Origin of the sequence: Actinosynnema sp. ALI-1.44, assembly GCF_001984155.1 — a bacterium.
Taxonomy (GTDB): Bacteria; Actinomycetota; Actinomycetes; order Mycobacteriales; family Pseudonocardiaceae; genus Kibdelosporangium.
The window spans coordinates 191,438-217,391 of the sequence record NZ_MTQO01000052.1; the positions used below are offsets into that span (position 1 = coordinate 191,438).

Here is a 25,954-nt window from a genome sequence, read left to right on the forward strand (position 1 = left end):
CGCCGGTAGACACCGATCCACCGTGGCGCATCGGCTTTCCCTGCCCTACACCGCAGAGATTCCGTTTCCTCTCCAGTCCGAAGGCCGAATTCATCCACGGAAGGAATCCGATGATCGAGCACTGGATCGGCGGCCACCGCGTCGCATCGGCCGAGACGTTCACGGACGTCTCGCCCATCGACGGCCGTGTCCTGACCGAGGTGGCCCGCGGTGGCCCGGCCGAGGTCGACGCGGCGGTCGCCGCCGCGACAAAGGCGTTCCCGGCGTGGGCGCGGACTTCGCGGACCAGGCGCGCGGAGATCCTGCACGCGATCGCCGACGGCGTGGAGAAACGCCTGGAAGAGCTGGCGATCACGGAAACCGAGGACAACGGCGCACTGCTGCGGTCGCACCGGCGTGGTGTGATGCCCCGGGTCGCGCACAACTTCCGGTTCTTCGCCGACTGGCTGCTCCAGTTGGAGCACGAGGACTTCGTCACGCGCGGGCACATCAACCACGTGTCGTGGGACCCGGCCGGGCCGTGTGCGTTGATCACGCCGTGGAACGCGCCGCTGATGCTGGCCACGTGGAAGATCGCGCCCGCGCTCGCTGCCGGTAACACCGTTGTGCTCAAGCCCGCCGAGTGGTCGCCGCGTACAGCGTCGCTGCTGGGCGAAATCGCCGCCGAGGCTGGTCTGCCCGACGGCGTGTACAACGTCGTGCAGGGATACGGCGACGAGGTCGGCGGCCCGTTGGTCGCCCACCCGGACATCCGCCGGATCAGCTTCACCGGCTCCGTGCCGACCGCGCGGCGCATCACGGCCGCCGCGGCGGCCAACCTGACGCCACTCAGCCTTGAGCTCGGCGGCAAGTCCCCGCTGCTGGTGTTCGCCGACGCTGACATGGACCTGGCGGTCGACCTGGCCGTCGAGCAGTACGACAACGCCGGGCAGGTGTGCCTCGCCGCCACCAGGATCCTGGTCGAGCAGTCGATCGCCGAAGAGTTCACCGAACGGTTCGTCGCCAAGGCTTCCACGGTGCGCCAGGGAGATCCGCGCGACGAGGCCACGGACATCGGACCGAACATCCACGAACGCCAGTTCACCAAGATCGACGGCTACGTGCAGCGGGCGCTGGCCTCGGGTGCTCGTGCGGTGGTCGGCGGCGGTCCGAACACCGACCTCGGCGGCCTGTACTACCGGCCGACGCTGCTGACCGACGTCGCCCAGGACTCCGAGATCGTGCAGGAGGAGGTCTTCGGGCCGGTGCTGACGCTGCAGACGTTCACCAGCGAGGACGAGGCGGTCCGGCTGGCCAACGACACGCGGTTCGGACTGGCCGCGACCCTGGCGACCGGCGACCACGACCGCGCCGACCGCGTGACACAGCAACTCGTCGCGGGCACGGTGTGGGTGAACTGCTTCTTCGTCCGTGACCTGCAGGCGCCGTTCGGCGGGTCACGGCAATCCGGGGTCGGCCGCGAAGGCGGGAACTGGAGTTTCGACTTCTACTGCGACCTGAAGAACACCGTCAGCGCACCGAAGGGGTGGTCCGATCATGGGTGAGATCGTCGGCGCGGGCCTGCTCGCCCATGTCCCGACCATCGTGCTGCCCGAAGCGACACGGCTGGAGCTCAACGAGGGCAAGGAAATCACCCTCGTCACCGGGCTGCGGCAGTTGCGCGAGGACGTGTTCGAGAAGCTGGACTACGACACCGTCATCGTGATGGACTCGCACTGGGCCACGACCGTGGAGTTCGTGGTGACGGCGCAGAACCGGCGCGCGGGACTGTTCACCTCGGAGGAACTGCCGCGCGGGATGTGCCGGATGCACTACGACTTCCCCGGCGATCCCGAACTGGCGCGGGCGATCAGCGGGTTCGCGGGCAAGCACGGCACGTGGATCACCCCGATCGACGACGACTACCTGCCGATCTACTACGCCACGATCAACCTGTGGAAGTTCCTCGGCGAAGGACTGCCGGACAAGCGGTGGATCAGCATCGGCGTCTGCCAGACGGGCGACATGGAGGACCACCTGCGACTGGGTCGCGCGGTCGCCGACGCGGTCGCCACGACCGACCGCAAGGCGATCGTGATCGCGTCCGGCGCGCTGTCCCACACCTTCTGGTCGCTGCGCGAACTGCGTGATCACGAGGCGAGCGATCCGGTGCACATCCGTACCCCGGAGGCGCGCGAGGCAGACCACGAACGGATCGCGTGGTTCAAACAGGGCAGGCACGACGAGGTGCTCCGCACCATGCCCGAGTTCTACGAGTACAAGCCGGAAGCCAAGTTCGCCCACTACCTGATGATGGCGGGCGCACTCGGCGAGGAGAAGTGGACGGCACCGGCACGCCAGTACGGCGAGTACGAGAACTCGGTCGGCACCGGCCAGGTCCACCTGTGGTTCGACCGTCCCGAAGGAGGGTGGCATGCCTGAGTTCCGCCGGATCCTGCTCGACGGCGCGGTCGTCGAGACCGTCCGCGACGGTGACGAGCTCGTCGCGGGCGACGGCCGTCGTGTCAAGACCGCCGAGGCGACACACCTGCCGCCGGTCGTTCCGTCCAAAGTGATCGCCGTACACCTCAACCACCGCAGCCGGGTGGAGGAGTTCCAGATCAAGCTGGCGGACACGCCGACGTACTTCCACAAGCCGACCTCGGCGTTGAACTCGCACAGGGGCGCGGTCGTGCGGCCCGAGGGCTGCAAGTGGCTCAACTACGAGGGCGAAGTCGCCATCGTCATCGGGCGGACGTGCCGCAACGTCTCCCCCACCGACGCCGGGGCGTACATCGCGGGCTACACCATCGCCAACGACTACGGCCTGCACGACTTCCGCGACACCGACGCCGGTTCGATGTTGCGCGTCAAGGGATCCGACACGTTGTGCCCGCTCGGCCCCGGGCTGGTGACCGACTGGGACTTCCGCGGCAAGTACCTGCGGACGTACGTCAACGGGAGCGTGGTCCAGGACGGGTCGACCGACGAGATGAAGTGGGACATGCACTACCTCGTCGCCGACATCGCCAGGACGATCACGCTGAACCCCGGTGACGTGCTGCTGTCCGGCACCCCGGCCAACTCCCGGCCGGTGCAGCCGGGTGACGTGGTCGACGTGGAGGTCGAAGGCCTCGGCAGGCTGACCAACCACATCGTCTCCGGCCCCACGGCGATCCGCGCGGACGTCGGCGCGCAGCCGACCGAGTCGGAGGAGGTGCTGTCCACGGCGCTGGGCGGCGACTGGGAGTTCCGCGGCATCCGCCCACCCAGGAAGGCCTGATGGACACCAGGACCGCGACGCTCAAGCCCAACGCGTTAGGTGTCTTGGGGATTCTGTTCTTCGTGTTGTCGGCACAGGCGCCGCTGACCGGGATCGCCGGTGCCATGCCGATCGCCATCGCACTGGGCAACGGTCCCGGCGTCCCGGCCGCGTACGCCGTCGCCGGTCTGGTGATCCTGCTGTTCTCGGTCGGTTTCGTGACCATGGGCCGTCATGTCGTGAACGCGGGTGCGTTCTACACCTACATCGGCAAAGGACTCGGCAAGACCGCCGGCCGGGTCAGCGCGGGCGTCGCGTTGTTCGCGTACTGCACGATCCAGGCCGCGATGTACGGGCTGTACGGCGCCACGGTCAGCGGGCTGATCCCGATCGGGGTGCCGTGGTGGGTCTGGACACTGGTGACCATGGTGGTCGTGCAGGTGCTCGGCTCTGCCGGGATCGAGATCGGGGCGCGGGTGCTCGCGGTGTTCGTCCTGGCCGAGTTCAGCATCCTGCTGGTGTTCGGCTTGGTCACACTCGTCAGCGGGGGTGGGCCGGAGGGGCTCGGGGTAGGCGCGAGCTTCTCCCCCAGCGCGCTGTTACAGGGCGCTCCCGGGGTCGCGTTGATGTTCGCGGTGGCGTCGATGTTCGGCTTCGAGGCCACCGCGATCTACGGCGAGGAGGCCAGGGAGCCGCGGAAAACCGTGCCACGGGCCACGTATCTCGCCGTTGTCGTGGTCACCGGGTTCTTCGCCTTCACCTCCTGGATGCTGGTGTCCGCACATGGTGCCTCGAAGGCCGTTGACGCTGCCGGTGCCGCGTTGGGCGGCGGCGACTCCACGGTGTTCGTGTTCGCACCGATCGCCGAGCAGTTCGGCGGCTGGGTCACCAGCGTCCTGCCGATCCTGCTGGCGACGTCGTTGTTCGCCGGGATACTGGCGTTCCACAACTCCGCCAACCGGTATCTGTTCTCACTCGGGCGTGATCGCCTGCTGCACAGCAAAGTCTGCTCGCTCAACAAGCGCAAGGCGCCGTGGTTCGCCGGGTTCGTGCAGACCGTGATCGCGATCGTGCTGGTCGTGCCGTTCGCCGTGGCGGGTCAGGATCCTGTACTGACGTTGTTCTCGTGGTTCAGCGGTGTGGCCGTGCTGGCCATGATGGTGCTTTATCTGCTGACTTCGGCGTCGGTGGTCGTCTTCTTCCGGCGTACCCGGCTGGACACGCGCCCGTGGCAGACGATGATCGCGCCCGGTCTCGGTGCGCTCGGCATCGCGGGGGCGATCGCGGTGATTCTGGCCAACTTCACCACGTTGATCGGAGGTTGACGTGACGCACGACGAGTGGCTCGCGCTGGCGAAAACCCTGGAGTTCCCCGGCGCGCACCACATAGACGGCGGCGACGTGACCGGGACGCGCACGTTCCCGGTGACATCCCCGCGCGACGGCCAGGTCCTCGCCGACGTGGCCGACGCGCAGCAGTCCGAAGTGGATGGCGCGGTGGCCGCGGCCCGGTGGGCTTTCGACGAAGGCCCGTGGCCCCGGCTGGCGCCCGCCGAACGCGGCCTGGTGCTGCTGAGGATCGCGGACCTGCTGGAACAGCACAGGGAAACGCTTGCGCTGACGATCAGCCTGGAGATGGGCAAACCGATCTCCGAGGCGTACGGCATCGAACTGCGCGCCACGATCAACACGTTCCGGTGGTACGGCCAACTCGCGGACAAGCTCAACGACGCCGTGCCGCAGACCGCGTCGGATTCCTTGGCGCTGGTCACCCGTGAACCCGCCGGGGTGGTGGGTGCCGTTGTGCCGTGGAACTTCCCGTTGACGTTGGCCTCGTGGAAGATCGCTCCGGCGTTGGCGGCCGGGTGCACGGTCGTGCTGAAGCCGTCGGAGTTCTCGCCGTTGTCGGCGTTGACGGTCGGCAGGCTGGCCACCGAGGCCGGGCTGCCGCCGGGCGTGCTGAACGTGGTCGCGGGCGACGGACCGACCGCGGGGCGGGCGATCGGGCTGCACCCGGACGTCGACGTGCTCGCGTTCACCGGGTCCGGCGCGGTCGGCCGGGAATTCCTGCGGTACTCGGCGGATTCCAACCTCAAGCGGGTGTGGCTGGAGCTGGGCGGCAAGTCGCCGAACATCATCCTGCCGGACGCCCCGGACCTCGACCGCGCCGCCGCGACGGCCGCGTGGGGCATCTTCTTCAACCAGGGCGAGATGTGCACGGCGCCGTCACGCCTGCTCGTGCACTCGTCCGTGGCCGAGCAGGTGACCGAGGCGGTGGTGCAACGGGCGCGCACGCTGCGCGTCGGGGATCCGCTCGACCCGGTCACCGAGATGGGTGCGTTGGTCAGCACGGGGCATGTAGATCGCGTGCTCGGCTACGTCCAGAGCGGGCAGGACGAGGGCGCGCGGTTGCGCTCAGGTGGTTCACGCGCGGGCAATTCCGTGCAGCCCACGGTGTTCGACCAGGTGACGCCGGAGATGCGGATCGCGCGGGAGGAGATCTTCGGGCCGGTGTTGTCGATCATGACGTTCGACACCGTCGACGAGGCCGTGTCGCTGGCGAACGGCACCGAATACGGCCTGGCAGCGGGATTGTGGACGTCGGATCTGTCCACAGCGCACACGGTGTCGCGTGCGTTGCGGGCCGGGACGGTGTGGGTCAACTGCTACGAGGAGGGTGACCTGACCGTGCCCTTCGGCGGGATGAAGCAGTCCGGCAACGGGCGGGACAAGTCGTGGCACGCACTGGAGAAGTACACCGAGCTGAAGACGACGTGGATCCAGTTGTGAGGCCGTTGATCGCGATCCCGGCCCGGTTCTCCGCGTCGGCGTCCGCGTTGCGCCACGCGGCGGAGGTCAACGCGCGAGCGCTGGTCGAAGCCGTGTGGCGGGCAGGCGGCGAGCCCGTGTCGATCCATCCCGCCGCAGGTGAGGTCGCGTCCCGGCTCAAGCGGTTCGACGGCGTGCTCCTACCGGGCGGAGGGGACATCTCACCGGATCGCTACGGCGGCGCGGCGCACGAGTCGGTGTACGACGTCGACGCGATCCAGGACGAGTTCGACCTGGCCGTCGCCGGGGAAACGGTGAACTCGGGCAAACCGTTGCTGGCGATCTGCCGTGGCCTCCAGGTGGTGAACGTCGCGTTGGGCGGCACGCTGCACACGGACGCACCGGGGCACCGGCATGTCGTGCACCCGGTCGCGCTGAGCGGGACGGTCGCCGAGATCACTGGCGTCGAGAAGATCGACGCCTCGTGCTACCACCACCAGCACATCGACACGCTGGGCGCGGGCCTGGACGTCACCGCACGCGCGGCGGACGGCACCGTCGAAGCTGTGGAGCTGACGGGGAGCGCGGGCTGGTTCGTCGCCGTGCAATGGCATCCCGAAGATTCCGCGGCCACGGACCCCGCTCAGCAACGTCTGTTCGACGCGCTGGTCGGTCAGGCCTGATTCTTCGGGCGCCTGCCGCTGCGGCGGGGCGGCGGGGTGCTGCCCGCCAGCAGCTCCTGACGGCGTTCGTCGCCGTACATCTCGATCTGGCGCACGACCTTGCGCAGCGATTCGGCGGTGCCGCGGCACTCCTCCAGGCTGAGCTGTTTGGTCACGAAGACCTCTTCGGCGTTGAACGCCGGGAAGATCCGCCGCATCAGCCGTTCGCCGTCCTCGGTCAGGCTGAGCAGCACGAGCCTGCCGTCCGACGGGTGCCCGGCGCGCCGGACGAAACCGCGTGACTCCAGCGTTTTCGCCACACCGGTGAGGGTTCCCTTGGAGATCCCGGCTTCCTCGGCGACGTGCCTGGTCTCCGACTCGCCCCAGATCCAGATCACCCAGAGCACCACGAAGGTCGTCCACGACAGGTCGACCTCGCGCAGCACAGTGCCTTCCACGTGCTGCCGGACGGCCATCGCCGCGCGGTGGATGTTGGCGACCGCGGCCATCTGCTCGCGGCTGATCGAGATCCCGCCGAGCTTGGCCTCGGCCAGTTTCTCGGCCTCACTGATCGATCGGTGGCCTGGCACGACGACAGTGTACTGGCCGGTGATCGGCCTGGACGTTCGTCCAGGCCGGACACAGTGGGGATCTCCCACCCGGCCGTCCATCAAGGTAGGTTAGGCTTGGACGGCCGCTACCAGGCCACGACGATCGCGACCGCCCAGATGCTGCAGGCCCCGGATGTCGTTGGCGTCCCTTGGCTGCTGGACCAGCTCAAGCCGACGCTCGCCAAGGTCAACGGCGGTTGACGAACGGAGCGAGCAGGCCCAGAGCACGGGCGCGGGCGACGGCCTCGGCACGGCGATGGACACCGAGCTTGCGGTAGAGGTTGCGCAGGTGGGTTTTGACCGTGTTCGGGGAGACGGACAGCTCGACGGCGATTTCCGGCGCCGACAGGTTGGTCGGCAGGTAGCGCAGCACCCGGATCTCGCTGTCGCTGAGCGGTTCGAGCGGCGGCGACGCGGACGGTGCGGGTGTGGGGCTTCGTCCGGTGAGCAGGTTGCGGATCTCGGCGACGAGTGCGGCGTGCCGGGTGTCGTTGTGCCTGGCGAGCAGGTCCGGTGTGGGGTGCAGCAGGAACCAGATCAACGCGCCGTCGGGTTCGGCCAGGTCGAGCGCGCGTTCCAGGGCGCGTCCCGCGTCCTCGGGTTCGCCGAGCGTGTCCCTGGCGATCGCTTCCAGCAGGAACGCCTGTGTCCGCCGGGTCGGTGAGACAGGCGGAGCGGAGCCGTCGAGAACCGGGGCGAGCGCGGCGGACGCGGCGTGGGCGTCGGACTGGGCGAGCCGGAGCACCGCCAGGGTTATCCGCATCTCCCCCAGGTCCCGATCGTGTTCGTCCAGTCCGGCGAGGACACGCGCGGCGTGCTGGATCTCCCCGGCCCGCACGAAAGCCTGCAGGTGCAGCGCCCGCATCGCCGTGTTCAACTGCGTGGGTTCGGCCAGCAGACCGGCCAGCCGTTCGGCACCGTGGAACGCGGCCAGCGCCGCGGCTTCCCGCCCGTGCGCCATTTCCAGCATCGCGCTGACGTGGCGGATCCCCAGTCCCGCCAGCGGCTGGGCGTTGGCCCTGATCGTGCGTTCGGCACGTTGGACCCAGGTTTCCGACTCGTCGAGCCGTCCTTGCCATGCCCGTACCGCGCCGAGCGTCATGTACGCCACCCCGGCGGCCGGTTCTTCGGTCCAGCCGTGCCGGTGAGCCAGATCCACTGCCCGCGTGCCGTGGTCGGCTGCCCGCTCGAAGGACAGGAAGAACTCGTTCGCCGCCTGACAGGCAAGACCGCTGAACTCCAGGTACGGCCGCCGCAACCGTTGGGCCAGTGCGCGGCCCAACTCCAGGTGCCGCCGCGCCTCGCCGAAACTGGCGGTCCAGTACTCGGCGCTGTCAAGGCTGATCAACGCGAACGCGCGCAGGTCCTCGGCCAGCCACGCCACGTCCTCCGCCTCGACCATCTCCTGCAGCTGACGTCCCCGCTCCGCCATCGCGACCAGGTTTCCCCGCCTGCGGGCCAGCATCAGCCGAACGATGCCCAGCAGGAGCCGCGCGTGGCCGCGTCGTGCGGCGGGCACCGAATCGGCGGTCCGCTCGGCCAGACCGAGGTACTTCTGTGCCGTTTCCACCGATCCGTGCGCGAGTTCGTCCACGGCGAACAGGGCCGCGAGCACGCTGTCCGCCGCGATCACGTCATCGGGGAACCCGATGAGCAGGTCGTGTGCGGTGGCCGCCGCGCCGTCGAGGTGCATGACCGGCCCGTGTTCGGTGAGCAGACTGGTGGCCAGTGGCCAGTCCCGCGCGGCCTGGGCGTGCCGGATCGCCTCGACCGCCTGCCCGTGCGCAGCGAACCAGCCGGCGGCTTTCCGGTGCAGTACGGCCGGATCGGCCGACGCGGTGCGGCGCAGCTCCAACCGCAGCAGGTCGGCGAACAACCCGTGATAGCGGAACCACGACCGGGTCGCGTCCACCGCGGTCACGAAAGCGTTCGACTGCTCCAGGTCCTGCAGTATCCGCTCGCCACCGCCGCGTCCGGTGAGCAGATCTGCGAGCTCGCCGTTCACCCGCCCGAGCAGGGAAGTCCGCAGCAGCAGCTCGCGCACCGCGTCCGGCTGCCGTTCCAGCACCTCGCTGAGCAGGTACTCGGCCACGGTCCGCTCGCTGCCGGAGAACTCGGCCACGAACCGGTCCGGGTCCGGGTGCCCGGCGAGGGACAACGCCGCGAGGCGCAGACCCGCCGCCCAGCCCTCGGTCCGTTCCCACAGCGCGGCCGAGGCCGACGCGGACACCTCCACCCCGACCGCGGCCAGCAGCTGCCGGGCCTCCTCCAGTGAGAACCGCAGGTCGGTTCCGCGGATCTCGGTCAGCTCGCCGTCCAGCCGCACGCGGTGCAGCCCCAGCCGGACGTCGTGCCGGGTGACCAGGACGAACCGCAGCGCCGACGGCGCGCGCATCACCAGGAGTTCCAGCTGGCCGCGTGCCTCGGCCGAACCGAGTTCGTGCACGTCGTCGAGCACCAGCCAGACCCGGTCGGTCAACGCCGCCAAGTCGGTCAACAGGCGCTCGACGAGTTCCCAGCCGTCCAGATCCGGCGCCGCCGTCAGTGCCCGCACCAGCGCCGAGCCGGGGACGGTCGCGCGGAGCGCGTCGAGCACCGACAGCCAGAACCGCTGCGGGTCATGTTCGTCGTGCCCGACCGTGACCCACGCGACGTCGACACCCACCTGGTCGACCCACGACCGGACCAGGACTGTCTTGCCGCTGCCCGCGGGCGCCGACACCACGGCCACCCGGGCAGAGCGCGTGAGTCGCTCGGCCAACCCGGGCCGCGGCACGACGCTCTTCATGATGAGATCAAATCACCCTGATGGGGTGAGGCTCGCTCACCCCGTCCGCCCGGAGAGTGGGCGTCGAACACGGGCACTGACGTACCAGGGAGCACTCAGCATGCGAGCGGTCGTGAACACCGACGACGGAATCCGCACCATCGACGTCGACGAGCCCGGCGGACCCGGTGTCCGGCTGTCCGTCGCCGCTGCCGGGATCTGCGGCACCGACGTCCAGTTCGCCGGGTTCGGCATGACGGGCTTCGTCTACGGCCACGAGTTCGCCGGGGTGGACGACACCGGACGGCCTTACTTCGTCGAGCCGACCATCTACGGCGGTGAGTGCGACGAGTGCCGTGACGGCAACCCCCAGCGGTGCACCGAACCCGGCCAGGGAAACCTCGGCGTCTTCTCCGACGGCGGGATGGCCGAGACCGTCGTGGTGCCGGAGTACACGCTGCTCGCGCTGCCCCCGCAACTGGACGTGAAGGACGCCTGCCTGATCGAGCCGGGCGCGGTCGCCTGGCACGCGGTGCGCCGGGCACAGGTGCAGCCGGGAGAACGTGTTCTCGTGGTCGGTGGGGGCACGATCGGGCTCCTCGCCGCGGCCACCGCCCAGCACCACGGTTTCGACGTCGATGTGGACACTCGGCACAGCCATCAGCGGGCCGCGGCCGAGCGATTGGGATTCGGCACGCCGAGCGGCGACTACGACGTGGTGATCGACGCGGCTGGCAGCGATTCCAGCCTCGCCTCGTCCGCGCGAGCGGCCCGGCGCGGAGGCCGGATCGTGCCCTTGGGCGTCTACATGGACACGATGCCGATCCCCGGCACCGCGATCAGCCAGGTCAAGGAACTCTCCTACGTCAACAGCATCGCCTACGGCCGCCACGACGGAGTCCGCGAAGTCGAGGAAGTCGCCGCCATGCTGGTCAAGAAGCCCGACCTCGCGCGGACGCTCATCACCCACCGGTTCCCGATCGAGGACGCCGGGGAGGCGTTCCGCGTCGCGGCCGACCGCGCCGCCGGAGCGATCAAGGTGGTCATCGAACCCTGAAGCCCGCGTTGATGATCGCTTCGACCAGCACTTCACCGTTGGGTGTGAGCGTGACGCCCTCCTCGTCCACGGTGAGCAGGCCCCGGGCCGCGAGGGACTCGAAGTGTTGTTTCCACGGGCTTTCGTCGAAGCGACTGCCGAAGCGCTGCCTGTGGACGTCCTCACGGACCGGGCGCAGTGTCGACAGCGCCATCTTGATGGCGCGTTCCTCCTGGCCTTCCGGGGTGAAGCGGGTCGCCGAGCCCAGCGGGACACGTCCCGCTTCCACTGCTTCGCCGTAGCGCTCCCAGTTGACGTCGGTGATCGCTTCCGAGCGGCGGCAGCTCGAGCTCCCGCCGAGGCCGATGGCCACCTCCGCTTCCTGCCTGTGCTGGTCGACCATGATGGACTTCCACTCTTCCGTTCCGTGGCCGTCCTTCGCGAAGTACATCGTCGGGTGTTCGGTGTACCCGCCTGCTCGCAGCCCGTCGGTGAGGATCTCCCGCATCTGGTACTGCTCGCCCAGGCTCGGCCAGCGGTGCCCGTCCCGGACCAGCTTGTCGCGGTAGGACGGGATCTGCCAGGCCGCCGGTCGCACCCCGGCCACGCCTGTCCTGGTGTCCGTGTAGGACTTCAGGTGCAGCTTGGTGCACACCACCGCCGTCAGGCCGAGGTCCAGCACTGTGTCCAGGTCCCTGCGGACGCTGTCGAGGTTCTGGTCCAGCAGGCCGTACATCAGGTCGATGCTGATCCACGGGAAGCCGATCGCCTGTGCCGTCCGGACGAACGAGACGCACTGCTGCGCGCTGTGTTCCCGTCCGCATTCGGCGAGGACCTTGTCGTCGAAGGACTGGACCCCGCTGGACAGCTTGGTCACGCCGAGGGACGCCAGGAGTTCCAGTTTGGCCGGCGTGAAGGTGCTGGGGTCCCCTTCGAAGCGGATCGCGGTGTCCGGGCCGAACGCGAAGGTCGAGCGGTAGAAGTCCAGGAGGCGGCGGATGGCGTCCGGCGGCAGCAGGGACGGTGTGCCGCCGAAGACGTTGAACTCGCCGATCGGTGCCGTCCGCAGCGACGGCACCTGCGCCAGCCAGAGCTCCGCTTCCCTGATGTTCCAGTCCACCCACTGGTTGGCCTTGGCCTCCGCGCCCGCACCCTTCGCCAGCACAACCGGGTACTGGCAGAAGCGGCAGCGGTACGCGCAGGTCGGGATGTACGACCAGAGGTGGATGGGATTCGTGCTCGCCAGTTGGGTGTCCAGGTCGGCGAGGAAGTCCGACGGCGCGTAGTCCGGTTCGTCGCCGGGGAACACGTGCGCACCGAACGGATCCTCCACCACGTACTCGAGGAGGTGCTGGTTTTCCGGTGCGGTGAGGGCTTCGAGCACTCTTGGGACCGGGTGGGAAGGGTCGAGCACTCGCAACGACTCCAGCGCCGACGCGTAGTCCATCAGAACACACCCCCGTTGCCGAAGTAGTTGTGCGCTTCGCCTGATTCCCTGTCTTCGCAGTAGTACTTCACGAACTCCGTGAACCTGTCCGGTGGAACGTCCCGCAGGCACCGGGGCAGTGGCGGTGGGTGGCCGATGTCCTCGCCGACCGTGGCCCGCAGTCTTGCGAAGATCTCGTCGGCGAACTCGAAGTAGAGACGGTAGGACGGTGTCTTGTACGAGTGGATCGACGTGAAGTCCGTCATCCGCATCTCGTCCTTGATCTCCGCGATCCGCCTGCCGAGGCGCTCGGCGAGCGGCGGGGTGAAGAACTCGACCACCGCGTCGTCGTCCAGCAGCGAGGGGGTCAGCAGGACAGGCAGGATCGTGTTCTTCGGGGTGAAGTCCTTGATGGAGAACTCCCACGCCTGCCGGGCCTGGTCCTCGGTCAGGTCCTCGGCGACCACCTCCGCTTCCTGTGCTTCCGGGCGGATGTCGCGCATGACGATGATGCCGTCCGAACCGTACGCCCTGCCCGCGATCACCTCGTCGATCGCGTGGTCCACCCGGCGCGGGTTGATCTCGACCCGCGCCTTGGGCACGTAGCCGATGTCCTCGCCGCTGCCGCGGACCGTGATCCCGAAGTCCCAGTCGTCGGAGAGGTGGTTGACGAACTCGCCGTCGCGCAACTGGTAGAAGATCTCGATGCCGCCGACCCGGTCGTGCACGTCCCGGTCGACGGCGAACCCCTTGCCGTCGGGGAAGCCACCGAACAGGGCGAAGGTCACCGCCCGGCACCGCAGGGTCCTGGTGATCGCGTCCCAGAGCCGTGGCCGTCCGGCGAAGTGCCCGGCGGAATAGTAGTAGTCGCAGACGCCGATCGCCGCCTTGCTCGACTCCATCGCCGCGAACAGTTCGGCCAGCCAGTCGTGGTCGACGCGGCAGTCGGCGTCCGCGGACACGAGGTAGAAGCGTTCGTCGGCGTTGACGCGGCCACGGCTGCGCTCACTGGCGAACCGCATCCCGGTGCGACGGGCGCACGAGACGCCCTGTTCCGGCTCTGCCACCACGTGCACGGCGAGGTCCGGGTGTTCGGCGGCGAAGGTGTGGACGACCTCCACCGTGTTGTCGGTGGAGTTGTTGTCCACCACTACGACTTCGTACGTCGAGCGGTCCAAGCCGTGCTGGTGGTAGAGCGAGTCGAGGACCCACGGCAGGTTCGCGGCCTCGTTGTAGACGGGCAGGACCACGCTGAGCCTGACCCGCGGGTCCATCGGGGTGAGCACGAGCCGGTCCAGCAGGTCGTGTGCCGTGCGGGAACCTCGTTCGCCCAGCCGGAAGTTGTGCTCCGCCATCTGCGTTCTCTTCTCGTCGTCGTCGAGCAGGTCACGGACTTGCCGGACGAAACCGGCGCCGGGGACGTCCTCGGTCAGCAGAGGCGCCCGGAAACCCTTGCTGCCGTAGACCGTGTCGTACAGCTCGTACCGGGTCGACACGTACGGCACGCCGGACGCGATCGCCTCCCCGACCGGGTTTCCATAGCTTTCGTAGTCGTAGGACGTCAGGAATGACGCCAAGTCCGCGTGCGCCAGCAGATCCCGTACCGAGTAGCGGCTGCCTGTCGAACGGCCGACATCGTCCTCGTGCGGGGCCAGCCAGCCGCCGAACACGACTCGATCGGTGACTCCCAGTTCGGCGGCCAACGCGGTCAGCCTGCGGTACTCGTCAACGGATTCACCGGTGTCCCCCGCCACGAACAGGTACGCGTCCGGGATCTCGGCGAGCAGGCGCAGGTCGCGGTCGATGCGTTTCTGCCTGATGATCCTCGTGCAGCGGGCGATCAGCGGGACACCGACCGGAATTCCGAAGTCACTCCGGAAATCCGCGTTGCCGGGGTGAACGGTCGCCCGGCGGTGGGTGAACGTGTTGGGCAGGACGTCGATGGCTTGCAGGTGAACCCATTCCAGGGTTCTGTCACGCGCTTGCTCGTGCAGCGCCAGGTAGTGGATGTGCGGCGAGTTCGGCGGCTTCGGCGTCGCCGGATACGGGTACACGCCGTACTTCCCGGAACTGGGCTCGCTCTGCCACATCAGGTCGTGGTCACGCCAGAGGACGTACCGGCCGAGTTTCCGCAGGGCGCCGTACTTCTCGATCGCGAGCCGCAAAGCCTTGGTGTAGGTGATGTTCTCCGGCAGCGTGCCGTTCTCGACCAGGACGTGCGAGACGTCATGCGCCTCCCAGGTCCGCACGATCAGGTCGCTGAGGTGTGCCGCGATGGTGTCGATCCTGGGCAGCAGGTGCGGGGCCGAGCCGCGCCCGACCACCTCGCGCAGCACCTCGGCGACGAAGTCCCTGTCGTAGCCGGGGATCTGCTCGACGCCGTCGATCCTGCCGAGCCGCACCCAGTCCGGCAGGAGCCGGGATTCGTCGGTGTACGGGCGGAAGAACGCGCCCTTGTCGGCCTTGATGTCGTACCCGAGGTCGAGTACGACCTGTTTGCCGCGCTCGGCGAAGTGCTTCGCCGTCTTCACGAACTCGACAACGACACCGGAGATCGGCGTGGCGTCGAAGGAGATGCCCCAAAGCGCCGTCATACCTTCCGAAGCTAACGGCTGCCCGCCCGGCGCGCGTGGTGAGATCCTCCAGTCGCCGCAATGGAAAGTGGCAAGAAGTCGCCAGTCGCGTCCGGGGGGTGCACTCCGGCAGGGCCACGAGCCGGGGTCGTGACACCGCACCGGCACTGGGCCGATCGGGGGACCTTCGTTTCGCCGTCGTCGATCACGGGCACGTAAATACTACCGCTGCACAACCCCGCATCGCACGACCCGTTGTCGAGAGGAGCGTGGCCATGGCTCGCCGATTCGTACATCAGACCGGGGCACGACGACGGCGTCGCGACGGCGGTGACTTCGAGTCCCCCGGCGCGTGCACGTGCCGTGCGTTCTCCGGTGGCCGGGCCGTGCACAACTACGGTCAGCCCGGATGCCGCTACGCGGAGCACGGCAACCAAGTCGTCACACCCTGATCTCCCGCTGGATTTTCCTGTCACCGCAACACTTTCCGTCTGGGTGGTGGCGTCGTGGCTGGACATCCCGCGCCGCGTGCTCAGATGGCCACCCGCCCCAGGCAACGTTGTCCGGGACGACCAGTCGATCCGCTGACACCGAGCGACGGATCACACCTCTTGGATCCCGGCGGCGTGCCTGCGGGCCAGTTCCTGGTACAGCTCGGGGTTCGTGTCGATCCACGCACGGGCGCCGTCGGTCAGGCCGATCTGGCGTTTCGCCGGTGAGCCCCTGGCCACCACCTCGGGCGGCACCTCCGAGGCCGGGGTGACTGTCGAACCCGCCGCGATCATCGCGCGGGCGCCCACCTTGCTGCCGTCCAGCACCGTCGATCCGTTGCCGACGATCGCGTACTCGCCGATCTCGCAGTCGTGCACCAGGCAGAGGTGGCCGACCGTCGCACCACGGCCCACTGTGCAACCGTTCACGCCGACGTGCAGTACGGCGTTGTCCTGGACGTTGGCGCCCTCGCCGATCACGATCCGGCCGAAGTCCGCGCGGATCACCGCGCCGTACCAGACCGACGCCCCGGCTCGCACGACCACGTCGCCGACCAGGGTCGCGGTCGGGGCGATCCAGGCTTCGGGGTGGACCTGCGGGCTCTTGCCTTCGAACGAGAACAGCGGCATACCGGGGAAATCTACTTCACGAAGTCGGGGACCACCTTCGGTGGCCACGTTCCCGCGGCGAGGATGCCTTCCGCATAGGCTTTCGACACAAGAGAAGTCCGGTTCGGCGCGCTCAGCTTCCGCAGCAGGTTGGTCACGTGGTACTCCACGCCGCCCCGGCTCAGGTCGACCATCAGCGCGAGTTTCGCCGTCGGCACGCCTGCCGCGACGCCTTCGAGGATCCGGGAGTCCATTTTGGTCAGGAACTTGCGCCTGCGGGTCACGGTCGCGCACGCTCGTTGCTGGTCGGGCGCGACCATCACGATGATCGTCTCGCCGCGCAGGCCGTCGCGCTGCACCACGTCGAGGACGTTGCGGCCGCGCACGTCTTCCGGGTGGCACCCGAGCCTGCGGTAGAGCTGCTGGCTCGCCTTGACCACCGTTCCGCTGGCGTCAACCTGCGCGGCGCACACGCCGGGAGCGGCCGTGAATGTCCGGAAGAACTCGTTGTCCACTGGGACGACCCCTCTCACCCCGAGGCTCGGGACCCGCACGTCCACGGCCGAGCGTAACCAGGCCATGTGTGGATTCGCAAGGCTTCTACCGTTGCTCGGTGTTGCTTACTTTGTTTTTGGGTTGGATTGATAGACGCATGAAAACCGCGAGGGTTGCGTGATAGGTATCTCCCCGTCCGATCCACCCCCGACTCGCGAGGTGACCTGTGCCCGATCCGTTGACCCTGTCCGTCCTCGGCGGCGCCGCACTGACCGAAGGCATCAAGTTCCTGTACGGGCAGGCGACGGAACTGCTCAAGCGCCGACGGGAGCGCAAAGACGCCGCCACGGCCGAGCAACCAGCGCAAACAGTCGAAACACCCGAGTTGGACGGCCAACTGGCCCAGCCGCTGCGGGTGGATCAGGCCGCGCTGGAGCGACTCGAACCGGACCTGCGCGCACTGCGCCGTGACCTGCAGGACTACGTGGACGGGCTGGAACCCGTCGAATCATCGGATGACCGGCTGCTTCAGACGGCGGACGCCGTCCGGCGGGTCCTGGAGGCGGTGTACGGCCAGCGGATCACGTTCCGCGGCGAGCAGCGGCCCGCCTCCGGCCCGCTCGCCGAAGGACGGGTCGACGTCGGCACGGTCGCGGGCTACGTCGCCGGTGTGCGGGCCAAGACCGCCACGGGCACCGTGCGCGGCATGGTGAACGTCGACGAGGTGAGCGCGGGCGGCGAGGTGGTCGGGGTGGACATCGACCACCTCGGCGAGAAGTGAACGACCGGCTCAGCCGGTCGGACCTGCTCTACGAACCCCTGATCGCCCAGTACCTCGGGCCGGGGTTCGTCGAGCGGACCTGGCTGGCCGGTCGGGTCGAACAGCACTTCGACGACCCGGGCTGCCGGTTCGTGCTGCTGACCGGCGGGCCGGGAACCGGCAAAAGCGCCTTCCTCGCGTGGCTCTCGCAACGCCACGCGCTGTCGCCGCGCTACTTCCTGCGTCGGCTGAGCAATCATCCGCTCGCCAGCGGGGACGCGTCCTCGCTGCTGCTGAGCGTGGGACACCAACTGGCTGTGCTGCGGCCGGACCTCATGCGCCCCGACGTGGACGTGTCGGTCGAGCAAACCGCCGGGACCGTCGCCGCCGAAGGCCGGGTTGTCGGCGTACGCGTGGGAATCCTGCAGATCTCGCCATTCGGCCGGACCGCGATCCAGGTCGAGCAGCACGCGGATGTCGTGGAAGGCACCGTGGTCGGACTGGACATCGAGCGTTTGGTCGTCGATCCGCGCCTGCACGACCTGGGCACGTTGCAGAGCCTCGCCCTGCTCGACCCGGCGATCCGTCTGGCGCACAAGCAGCCTGACGCGCTCGTGGTGGTCCTCATCGACGCGCTCGACGAACTGCGTTTCCAGTTCGGCGGGCACGGTGACATCGTCGAATGGCTGGCCGCGTGCCCCGAACTGCCGGCGAACCTGCGGATCGTGGTGTCGTGCCGTCCGGATCGTCAACTGCTGCAAAGGTTTCGCATCGCACAGGCGGACCGGCTGCGCGAGGAGACGATCGAGCCCGCGTCCGGCGAGGTGACCGGGGACGTGGTCGTGTACGTCCACAGTGTCCTGAGCGACCCGGCGCTCTCGGCACTGCCCCGCATCGACGCCAACCGGATAGCCACGCACGCGCAGGGCAGCTTCCTGTACGTGGCAATGTGGGCACGAGGCTTGCGCGACGCCGCCGCGGCCGGCGACCAGGAGCGAATCGCCGCTCTCACCGGCCTTTCCACGTTGCCCAACGGGCTTGCCGGTATCTACGAGTACTTCATCGCGCTGGTCCGCGACGGGGTGCGGCGCCGGGAAGGCGACCAGTGGAAGCGGATCTGGAAGCGCGTGCACCGGCGATTACTCGGCGTTCTGGCCGTCGCCCAGGCCGCCGTGAGCGTCGACCAGGTATTGCTGCTCGCCGACCTCGAGCAGGAGCGTGCGGACAGCGTCGACGCACTCGACGACCTCGAACAGTTCCTGATCGAGGACGACAACGGAATCCGGCTGTGCCACCGGACCTTCGCCGAGTTCCTGACCGACCGCGACCGGTGGCGCGAGGACTGGTACGTGGACGCCCAGCCGTTCCACCGCCGCGTCGCCGACCAACTCCTTGCCGAGTACGGCGATTCGTGGGCTGTCTGCGAGGACGAGTACGCGCTCGGCCACGTCGTCACCCATCTCGTCGCGGCAGGTGAAGCAAGCGACCGGTTGCCCGGCTTGCTGCGCGACCCCGGTTTCGGCTTCGCCAAGGCCACCAGGGTCGGGATCGGCGCGGCGCTCGCGGACTACATCGCCGCGAACGCCGAACTGCCGGGAAACACCGACATCGCGGCCGGACTGGCCGTAACCCTGGCGAAGCTGGCCGACCACGGTCTGGACAACGTCGCCGACCACCTGCACGCCGTCGTCGGCTACCACGGCTCCGCGAAGCTGTTGCACGAGTTGGTGCTCGACCACCTCAGCGATCCGGCCTTCCTCGAACAGCACATTGTGGACGACCAGGTCCGAAGGGCCGCGCTGATCTCGTTCTCGCTCGTCCTCGGCACCCGGCTGCGCCGCTCGGGGCAGGTCGCCGAGGCGCGAGAGGTGTTCCAGCGGGCCGTTCCGGACATCGACGCCGTGCCGTTCATGCGGCAGAAGTCGATGTTCCTGTACGAACTGGGCTTCATCGAGTTCCTGCTCGGCAGGCCAGAACAAGCGCTTGAGTGGCTCAACCAATCGGCCGACTACGCCGACAACCCGGTCAGCGCCTCCATCTCCAAACTGGTGGCGTTACGCGTCGGCCTGCTGAGCGGCGCGGTGTCCGCGGAGGACTACCTGGAAGCGCACGAGGAAGCATTGGCGTTCTTCACCGGCCCGGAGGCATCCGGGCCACACGCGTCGCGGTGGGTGACGAGCGCGCACGGCCAACTGCTCGACTTGGGACTGTGGACACAGGACACCGAGCTGATCGGCAAGTACATCCGCCTCCTGGAAGACGACCCGTGGATCCGTGAGACCGGCCGTGACGACATCCTGTTGAAGCACCGAGCCCGCGCGGCGGCCGTGACCGGCGACTGGGCGGCGGCCATTCCCCTCTTCGAGGCGGTGCTGGCGGATGCGCACGAACACCGCGAGGAACTGGCCAGAGACCTTTACTACTACGGCAAAGCACTGGCCGGATCAGGCGACGCCGACAAGGCGCGCGAGGTGTGGCAGGCGGGACTGGACACCCCAGGCGACGCGGCGAACTGGCCGTGGCAGGCGCTCATCCGTCGCGAGATGTAAGCCTACTCAGGCTCCGGTCCGACCCACACGAAGTGCGGCTTGGTATTGGTTCGCCTCGGGACATATCGCAACGCGTTCCCGGGGTCCGCCAAGGAGTACACACTCCGCCCGTCGTTCGCGGTCATGTAGGCGCCGTCGTCGAGGGCCATCCCCCAGGCGTACACCTTGGCGTCGGTCTGCTCGCCGTATTCCAGGACGACGGCGAAAACACGGGGAGCCTGATCGGCGACCATGTCCGTGATCATCTCGGTGAACGACTGCGGCTTGTACACGCCTGTGCTCCAGGGGTTGTTAGTGAGGGACATACCCAGGAGCGTAAGGAGGCTGGAGGGCGGGAGCCAGAAATATTCTCAGGTATTCGATGGTTCACTCGTCCGTGGCTGACAGCTCCGCCGCGAGGTCGTCCGCCAGCCGAGTGATGATCGCCCTGGCGGCACGGTCATAGCTGGCGATCGAAGAGAGGTGTTCGAAGACCTTGCCGTACAGGGCAACTTCCTCAGGCTGGGCAAGGCGCAACTCGGCCGAGTAGGTCTCGATCACTACGCTGTCGTTGTCACGCAACCAGAAGCCATGCCACGGCCCGACCACATACTGGGTGCGCGAGCCGATGATCCCGAGGCGGACGTTGGGCAAGTTCGACAGCGTGGTGAGCCGATCGAGCTGTGCGAGCATGCCGCTCGGCCCGCAGTACCGGATCAGCAGTGCCGATTCCGGGATGACAAGATGAAATCGCTTGTCCTTCTGATAAAGCAGTTCTTGTCGCTTCATTCGCGCCCGCACTGCCTCATCGACACTGTTCGGAACATCACGAAGAACAATGCCATTCATTATCGCCGCTCTTGCATACTCCGGAGTTTGCAGCATGCCGGGCACAATAGTCGTTTCGAACACTCGAAATAGTCGTGTCTTGGAGTCAAGCTCGAGAGTCTTCCGCTGAAGCGCTCCGTGTCCTTCAGCAAGCAGTCGATCCCATTCAGCGTACCTTGCTTCCAGCGTTCGCAATGCTGTCAGCAGCTCACTGGTTCGCGACTCACACCCGGTTGCCAGAGCCCACTCCCGGATGTCCTGCTCAGTCGGCGTCTGCCGAGCGGTCTCCAACTTGGAAATCTTGGACTGCGGCCATGACAACGACTCCGCGAGCTGCACGCCGGTCAGTCCGGCTTGTCGACGTAGCTCACGGAGTCGTTGCCCCAGCGCAGCGCGGGCCTCTTGGACGCTATGCGCGTCCAAGCTGTTCTTCGGTGACAAACTCATCCCGTTTCACAGCGTGATGCCAAGCGACATCTCGCCAGTAATTATGCCGCACGATCTCAATCGGGTCCTCATCGAACTCACAATTGAGAAGGCGATCCTCGTCATCGAAATTCATACGCAGCAACCTGCGCGAGTCAAACAACCAGTAATCATGGTTGGGCAACCCGACATCACGCGCAGCCTCGCGGTGAAGATAGCGAATATCCTCACCTGCATCATTGTTGTACCGCGCGTGCACATAGCCGAATCGACTGTAATCACTCAGTGGAAGGTCGACCACCCGAACACGCATGAAACGACGTCCAGCCTCGGTCGCGGTTCGGACCGTATCGAACCAGCCCGCCAGCCACGAAACGTCCTCGGGCGCGCCTGCCAGGAACCTGTCGAGATACTTCCGTTCGCGCTCAACGGCATACGCGTTCCTGACTTCCAGTCGAAAAGCCGTGTGCTCGAACTCGCTGAAGAGTTGCCTGAACGCAGCGCCGGGATCAATGATCTTACTCAGCGGTCTCCCTCCTTCGGCTGCTCACTACGCGCATAGAATCTCAGCACATCTTCCGGGATCTCAACAACGGACTCCCCATCGGGTATCGGACCGATGTCGGCCAGCGCCTGCGGGTCCGTCACTGCCCAGCCCTGCGCGAAGTAGGTTCTGCGGTCAGTGCGATCCGTGACGAACAACGTAGGCGAGCCGTTCTCCCCAGACTCGGGGTCCTTGCCGAGGAACTGAGCGCGCATCACGCCTCCAAAATATTCGAGAACTTTCTCTACGTCCAGAGTGTCGACGATCCAAGTTCCGGTCAAGGGGTCGCAGACCTGTTCCCCCGATCGGGGTTACGCACCTAGAGCGCATCAGCCGCGTGAGCGATGATCGCCCGCGCCGCGTTGCCGTATTCGGCGATGGACGAGAGGTGCTCGAAGACTGTCCGATACACAGCAACCTCCGCGTGGTCGTCCAGATGCAGCGCTGCCGAGTAGGTCTCGACGTCCACTTGGCTGTCGTCGGTCAACCAAAACCCATGCGACGGACTGATCACGTACCGCATGCTGGAGCTGATGATGCCGAACCGCACGTTGGGCACAGCGGACAGTTCACTGAGCAGGTCGAGCTGGGCATGCATGACGTCCGGCTCGGTGCATCGCATCCACAGCGCGGACTCGGCGAGAACGAAATGGAAGTGCTTATCCTTCCGGTACAGCAGTTTCTGCCGCTCCATTCGCGCCTCCACCGCGTCGTCGACACTGTCCGGAACGCCGTGGAGGAACATACTGCTCGTCAACACTGCTCGGGCGTACTCGGGAGTCTGCAACGTGCCCGGGATGATGGTCGTCTCGAACACCTGGAACGTCTGCGCCTTAACTTCCTCGTCGAGGATCTGGCGTTGCAGCGGCCCATGGCCGTCACCGAGCAACCGGTCCCACTCGACATGCCGTGGCCCGTTCATTCACAACCTCCTGGATCGTTCGGGGACGTCCCAGGGTGTCGGTGACCAGAGCACACAGGCAAGCGCTCGTCCCCCAATGGAGGACGAGCGTCAACCTGTTGGTCTACTGGGCTTTCAACGGGTTCAACGGAATCCGGACATGGAAAGTCGTCTTTCCCGGAACGGACTCCACGCGAACATCACCGTGGTGCTTGTTCACGATGATCCGCCAAGTGATGTCCAGTCCGAGCCCCGTCCCCTCACCCACCGCCTTCGTGGTGAAGAACGGCTCGAAGATCCTTTCCTTGATCTCCGCGGGAATCCCCGTCCCGGTGTCCGTGATCTCCACCACCGCGCAACCGTCGTCCAGCGCGGTGCGGATGGTCAGAGTGCCCTGGCCGGACATCGCCGCGATCGCGTTGTCGATCAGGTTCGTCCACACCTGGTTGAGCTCAGCCGCGTAGGCCGAGATCAACGGCAGCGAACGGTCATACGAGCGAACCACCTCGATGCCGCCGCCGAGCTTGTTGTTCAGCATCACCAACGTCGAGTCGAGCAGCTCGTGCACGTCGACAACCTGGAACGGCGCGCGGTCCATCTGCGAGTACTGCTTGGCCGCACCGACCAGAGTGGACACCCGAGTGGTCGCGTCCTCGATCTCGTTCATCAGCGACTCGGTTTCCACTGTGTACGCGATCCAGCGCACCGCCGCCTCGGTAGTCGCCTGTGGACACTTGTCGATCGCCTCGCGGAGCCACTCCACGTCCAGGCCGCCTGCCACCAGGGTCGGCGCCAGGTCCCAGCCGCCCTGTATCCCTCTCTCGTCCAGCCAGTCCGCTACCTCGTCCTCGCGGTCACTGGCTTCCATCGGCCCCAGTTTCGGGGCTTTCGCGACTCGTTCGACCGCGTTCTCCTGCAACAGCACCAGGGACGGCAGGGTTTCCGGGTCGATCGCACCGCTGGCGAGCATGGCCAGCTTGTGGCGCATGCCTGCCACGCGCTCGCGCAGGGCTGCCGTTGCGCGGACCGCCGCGGCCGCGGGGTTGTTCAGTTCGTGGGTCAGGCCCGCCGAGAGTGAGCCGAGGGCCAGGAGGCGCTCGCGTTGGCCGAGCACACGCTGGTTGTTCTGCATGCCCAGGAACAGGCCTTCGAGCAGGTGCATCGCCATCGGGAACCACTCGCGCACCATCGGCCCGAACTCGTCCGCCGGCAGCTGGAACATCACCGTGTCGGTGATCGAATCCACCGTCATCTGGTAGTTCGTCTTCGACCCGATGTCCGCTTCCAGGTACGCCTGGGTCGCACCGAAGTACGACCCTCGGTGATCCGTCCTGTTCGTCTCGACCATCTCGCCGCCGACGTTGCGGCGCAACGCCACCGTGCCTTCCAACAGCACGAAGAAACACGTCGCCGGTTCGCCCTCGGTCAGGATCGGGGTCCCCGCCGCGCGGCGCTCCACGTGACCGTGCTCGACCAGCCACGCCACCTGGGACTCGTCCAGGTGCTCGAACAGGAACAACGTGCGTACCTGCGACGCGGTCAGCTTCTCCATGGTTACCTTTCCAAGTACCGGTGTACCAGCGTCACGGCCATCGCGCCTTCCCCGACGGCCGACGCCACCCGTTTCACCGAATCAGCTCGCACGTCACCGGCCACGAACACGCCGGGCAGGCTCGTCTCCAGGTGGTACGGCGGCCGCTCCAACTGCCAGCCCGCGGGCAACGCGCCCTCGGTCACCAGGTCCGGCCCGGCCAGGACGAAGCCGTTCTCGTCCCGCGCCACGATGCCGTCCAGCCAGTCCGTGCGGGGCGCCGCGCCGATGAACGCGAACAGCCACGACGCGGGCACCGTCGTCGACTCGCCGGTTTTGTTGTGCCGCAGCGTCAGCGTCTCCAGGTGGGCGTCCCCCGCCCCGCCGATCACCTCGGTGCACGTCATCACCTCGATGTTCCCCGGCCCGGTCAGCTGGTCGATCAGGTAGCGCGACATCGAGTTCTCCAGCGAGTCGCCGCGCACGACCAGCACGACCCGCTTCGCGTGCCGGGAGAAGTACATCGCGGCCTGCCCCGCCGAATTGGCGCCGCCGACCAGGTACACGTCCTGGTCCTTGCAGTTCGGGCCTTCGGTCGTCGACGCTCCGTAGTAGACGCCACGTCCGGTCAGCTCGCCGAGCCCCGGTGCTTGTAGCGACCGGTAGGAGACCCCTGTCGCGAGGATCACGGTGTGCGCGGACAACTCCGTACCGTCGTCGAACCGGACCACCCTCGCCGATCCCCTGGCTTCCAGCGACACGACCTGCCGGGTGGTGAGCATCTCGACGTTGAACTTCTGCGCCTGCCTGCGGGCTCGTTCGGTCAGCTGCTCACCCGACACGCCGTCGGGGAAGCCGAGGTAGTTCTCGATCCTGCTGCTCGTGCCCGCCTGGCCACCCGCGGCCAAGCGCTCCACCAGCACCGTACGCAGCCCCTCCGACCCGCCGTACACGGCCGCGCCGAGCCCGGCCGGGCCCGCGCCGATCACGATCAGGTCGTAGAAATCCGTCGACGGGGTCGTGGTCAGACCGACGCTCGCGGCCAGCTCGGCATCGGACGGGCACGCCAGCGGCGCTCCGTCGGGCGTCACCACGACGGGGATGTCGGCCTCGCCGTGTCCGGACGCGGCCAGCAAGCGCTTGGCTTCACAGTCGGTGTCGTCGAGCTCGTACCAGCGGAACGGCACGGCGTTGCGGGCGAGGAAGTCCCGAACCTCATAGGACCGCGCCGACCAGCGGTGGCCGATGACCTTGGTCTGCCTGACCGGCTGCCGGTCGGCCGCCGCCCACGAGGCCAGCAGCTCGTCGAGCACCGGGTAGAGCTTCTCCTCCGGCGGGTCCCACGGCTTGAGCAGGTAGTGGTCGAGGTCCACGACGTTGATCGCCTGGATCGCGGCGTCGGTGTCGGCGTACGCGGTCAGCAGCACGCGCTTGGCCACCGGGAAGAGGTCCATCGCCTCCTCGAGGAACTCGATCCCGCTCATCTGGGGCATCCGGTAGTCCGCGAGCAGCGCCGCGACCTCCTCGCCGCGCAGTTTGATCTCCCGCAGCGCCTCGAGCGCCTGCGCCCCTGACTCCGCACGCACGATCCGGTAGGACTCGCCGTACTGCCTGCGCAGGTCCCGTGCGACTGCCCTGGACACGCTCGGGTCGTCGTCCACGGTGAGGATCGATGGCCGCGTGGAACGGCTGGTGTCGGGCAGAGCTGATGTCATGCCCCACAGTCAAGCACCAGATCAGCGCCCGGCGTACCTTC

Annotated in this window: 24 protein-coding genes; 11 read left to right on the forward strand and 13 right to left on the reverse strand. The window is 67.5% G+C overall.

Annotation, left to right across the window (positions count from 1 at the left end; all coding sequences use genetic code 11):
• Positions 1-110: 110 nt before the first annotated feature.
• The 6 genes from ALI144C_RS38800 to ALI144C_RS38825 are packed head-to-tail and all read left to right on the forward strand — an operon-like array spanning position 111 to position 6,693.
• Positions 111-1,544, forward strand: coding sequence for an aldehyde dehydrogenase (locus ALI144C_RS38800; RefSeq protein WP_076992224.1), 1,434 nt, complete (start codon positions 111-113; stop codon positions 1,542-1,544).
• Positions 1,537-2,421: a 3,4-dihydroxyphenylacetate 2,3-dioxygenase gene (locus ALI144C_RS38805; protein ID WP_076992225.1), complete on the forward strand. Its 885-nt coding sequence runs from the start codon at positions 1,537-1,539 to the stop codon at positions 2,419-2,421. Before ALI144C_RS38800 ends, ALI144C_RS38805 begins: the two co-directional genes overlap by 8 nt.
• Entirely contained in the window at positions 2,414-3,262 is an 849-nt protein-coding gene (locus ALI144C_RS38810; protein ID WP_076992226.1) for a fumarylacetoacetate hydrolase family protein, read from the forward strand. Before ALI144C_RS38805 ends, ALI144C_RS38810 begins: the two co-directional genes overlap by 8 nt.
• Positions 3,262-4,566 carry an APC family permease gene (locus ALI144C_RS38815; RefSeq protein WP_083753779.1) on the forward strand — a complete coding sequence of 435 codons (1,305 nt, stop codon included), beginning with the start codon at positions 3,262-3,264 and terminating at the stop codon, positions 4,564-4,566. Before ALI144C_RS38810 ends, ALI144C_RS38815 begins: the two co-directional genes overlap by 1 nt.
• Position 4,567: 1 nt before the next feature.
• The gene (locus ALI144C_RS38820) at positions 4,568-6,031 is read left to right on the forward strand and encodes an aldehyde dehydrogenase (RefSeq protein ID WP_076992227.1); all 1,464 of its coding nucleotides are present in this window, start codon (positions 4,568-4,570) and stop codon (positions 6,029-6,031) included.
• On the forward strand, positions 6,016-6,693 hold the full coding sequence (locus tag ALI144C_RS38825; protein ID WP_076992228.1) for a gamma-glutamyl-gamma-aminobutyrate hydrolase family protein: 678 nt from the start codon (positions 6,016-6,018) through the stop codon (positions 6,691-6,693). Before ALI144C_RS38820 ends, ALI144C_RS38825 begins: the two co-directional genes overlap by 16 nt.
• On the opposite strand, the gene ALI144C_RS38830 is transcribed toward ALI144C_RS38825, so the two are convergent.
• Positions 6,684-7,262 (reverse strand): MarR family winged helix-turn-helix transcriptional regulator, encoded by a 579-nt coding sequence (locus tag ALI144C_RS38830; protein WP_076992782.1) that lies wholly within the window; start codon positions 7,260-7,262, stop codon positions 6,684-6,686. The genes ALI144C_RS38825 and ALI144C_RS38830 overlap by 10 nt on opposite strands.
• Before the next feature lie 96 nt (positions 7,263-7,358).
• On the opposite strand from ALI144C_RS38830, the gene ALI144C_RS58545 reads away from it, so the two are divergent.
• On the forward strand, positions 7,359-7,484 hold the full coding sequence (locus tag ALI144C_RS58545; protein WP_269086725.1) for a hypothetical protein: 126 nt from the start codon (positions 7,359-7,361) through the stop codon (positions 7,482-7,484).
• Here the strand turns inward: ALI144C_RS58545 and ALI144C_RS38835 are convergent.
• A complete protein-coding gene (locus ALI144C_RS38835) occupies positions 7,471-10,071 on the reverse strand; it encodes a LuxR C-terminal-related transcriptional regulator (protein WP_076992229.1) in 2,601 nt (866 codons plus the stop codon). The two genes, ALI144C_RS58545 and ALI144C_RS38835, sit on opposite strands and share 14 nt — an antisense overlap.
• A gap of 100 nt (positions 10,072-10,171) precedes the next feature.
• Between ALI144C_RS38835 and ALI144C_RS38840 the strand changes: the two genes are divergently transcribed.
• Complete coding sequence (locus ALI144C_RS38840; protein WP_076992230.1) at positions 10,172-11,107, forward strand: zinc-dependent alcohol dehydrogenase; 936 nt, start codon at positions 10,172-10,174, stop codon at positions 11,105-11,107.
• On the opposite strand, the gene ALI144C_RS38845 is transcribed toward ALI144C_RS38840, so the two are convergent.
• Both ALI144C_RS38845 and ALI144C_RS38850 read right to left on the reverse strand, forming a co-directional pair.
• Complete coding sequence (locus ALI144C_RS38845) at positions 11,094-12,533, reverse strand: radical SAM protein (RefSeq protein WP_076992231.1); 1,440 nt, start codon at positions 12,531-12,533, stop codon at positions 11,094-11,096. The genes ALI144C_RS38840 and ALI144C_RS38845 overlap by 14 nt on opposite strands.
• The gene (locus tag ALI144C_RS38850) at positions 12,533-15,106 is read right to left on the reverse strand and encodes a glycosyltransferase (protein WP_076992232.1); all 2,574 of its coding nucleotides are present in this window, start codon (positions 15,104-15,106) and stop codon (positions 12,533-12,535) included. Before ALI144C_RS38850 ends, ALI144C_RS38845 begins: the two co-directional genes overlap by 1 nt.
• Positions 15,107-15,360: 254 nt before the next feature.
• Between ALI144C_RS38850 and ALI144C_RS55955 the strand changes: the two genes are divergently transcribed.
• A complete protein-coding gene (locus tag ALI144C_RS55955) occupies positions 15,361-15,537 on the forward strand; it encodes a hypothetical protein (protein WP_168211463.1) in 177 nt (58 codons plus the stop codon).
• 150 nt (positions 15,538-15,687) lie between these two features.
• On the opposite strand, the gene ALI144C_RS38855 is transcribed toward ALI144C_RS55955, so the two are convergent.
• Together ALI144C_RS38855 and ALI144C_RS38860 are read right to left on the reverse strand one after the other, a co-directional pair.
• Complete coding sequence (locus ALI144C_RS38855) at positions 15,688-16,206, reverse strand: gamma carbonic anhydrase family protein (protein ID WP_076992233.1); 519 nt, start codon at positions 16,204-16,206, stop codon at positions 15,688-15,690.
• An 11-nt stretch (positions 16,207-16,217) separates the two neighbouring features.
• Positions 16,218-16,766, reverse strand: a complete 549-nt coding sequence (locus ALI144C_RS38860; RefSeq protein ID WP_083753780.1) for a helix-turn-helix transcriptional regulator — start codon at positions 16,764-16,766, stop codon at positions 16,218-16,220.
• Between the two features lie 140 nt (positions 16,767-16,906).
• Here ALI144C_RS38860 and ALI144C_RS38865 point away from each other — a divergent pair, with 140 nt between their 5' ends.
• A complete protein-coding gene (locus tag ALI144C_RS38865; protein ID WP_076992235.1) occupies positions 16,907-17,461 on the forward strand; it encodes a hypothetical protein in 555 nt (184 codons plus the stop codon).
• Positions 17,458-19,989, forward strand: a complete 2,532-nt coding sequence (locus ALI144C_RS38870; protein ID WP_076992236.1) for a tetratricopeptide repeat protein — start codon at positions 17,458-17,460, stop codon at positions 19,987-19,989. Before ALI144C_RS38865 ends, ALI144C_RS38870 begins: the two co-directional genes overlap by 4 nt.
• A gap of 2 nt (positions 19,990-19,991) precedes the next feature.
• Here ALI144C_RS38870 and ALI144C_RS38875 read toward each other — a convergent pair whose 3' ends face one another.
• From ALI144C_RS38875 to ALI144C_RS38905, 7 genes are all read right to left on the reverse strand, one after another.
• On the reverse strand, positions 19,992-20,294 hold the full coding sequence (locus tag ALI144C_RS38875; protein WP_143231133.1) for a hypothetical protein: 303 nt from the start codon (positions 20,292-20,294) through the stop codon (positions 19,992-19,994).
• Between the two features lie 61 nt (positions 20,295-20,355).
• Positions 20,356-21,243, reverse strand: coding sequence for a helix-turn-helix domain-containing protein (locus ALI144C_RS38880; RefSeq protein WP_076992237.1), 888 nt, complete (start codon positions 21,241-21,243; stop codon positions 20,356-20,358).
• On the reverse strand, positions 21,206-21,748 hold the full coding sequence (locus ALI144C_RS58775; RefSeq protein WP_076992238.1) for a DUF6879 family protein: 543 nt from the start codon (positions 21,746-21,748) through the stop codon (positions 21,206-21,208). Before ALI144C_RS58775 ends, ALI144C_RS38880 begins: the two co-directional genes overlap by 38 nt.
• Positions 21,745-22,047, reverse strand: coding sequence for a hypothetical protein (locus tag ALI144C_RS38890; protein ID WP_237774525.1), 303 nt, complete (start codon positions 22,045-22,047; stop codon positions 21,745-21,747). Before ALI144C_RS38890 ends, ALI144C_RS58775 begins: the two co-directional genes overlap by 4 nt.
• 38 nt (positions 22,048-22,085) lie before the next feature.
• Positions 22,086-22,688, reverse strand: coding sequence for a DUF5753 domain-containing protein (locus ALI144C_RS38895; protein ID WP_076992239.1), 603 nt, complete (start codon positions 22,686-22,688; stop codon positions 22,086-22,088).
• Between the two features lie 103 nt (positions 22,689-22,791).
• Positions 22,792-24,219 (reverse strand): ATP-binding protein, encoded by a 1,428-nt coding sequence (locus ALI144C_RS38900; RefSeq protein ID WP_076992240.1) that lies wholly within the window; start codon positions 24,217-24,219, stop codon positions 22,792-22,794.
• Positions 24,220-24,221: 2 nt separating this feature from the next.
• Positions 24,222-25,913: an FAD-dependent oxidoreductase gene (locus ALI144C_RS38905; protein ID WP_076992241.1), complete on the reverse strand. Its 1,692-nt coding sequence runs from the start codon at positions 25,911-25,913 to the stop codon at positions 24,222-24,224.
• Positions 25,914-25,954 lie beyond the last annotated feature (41 nt).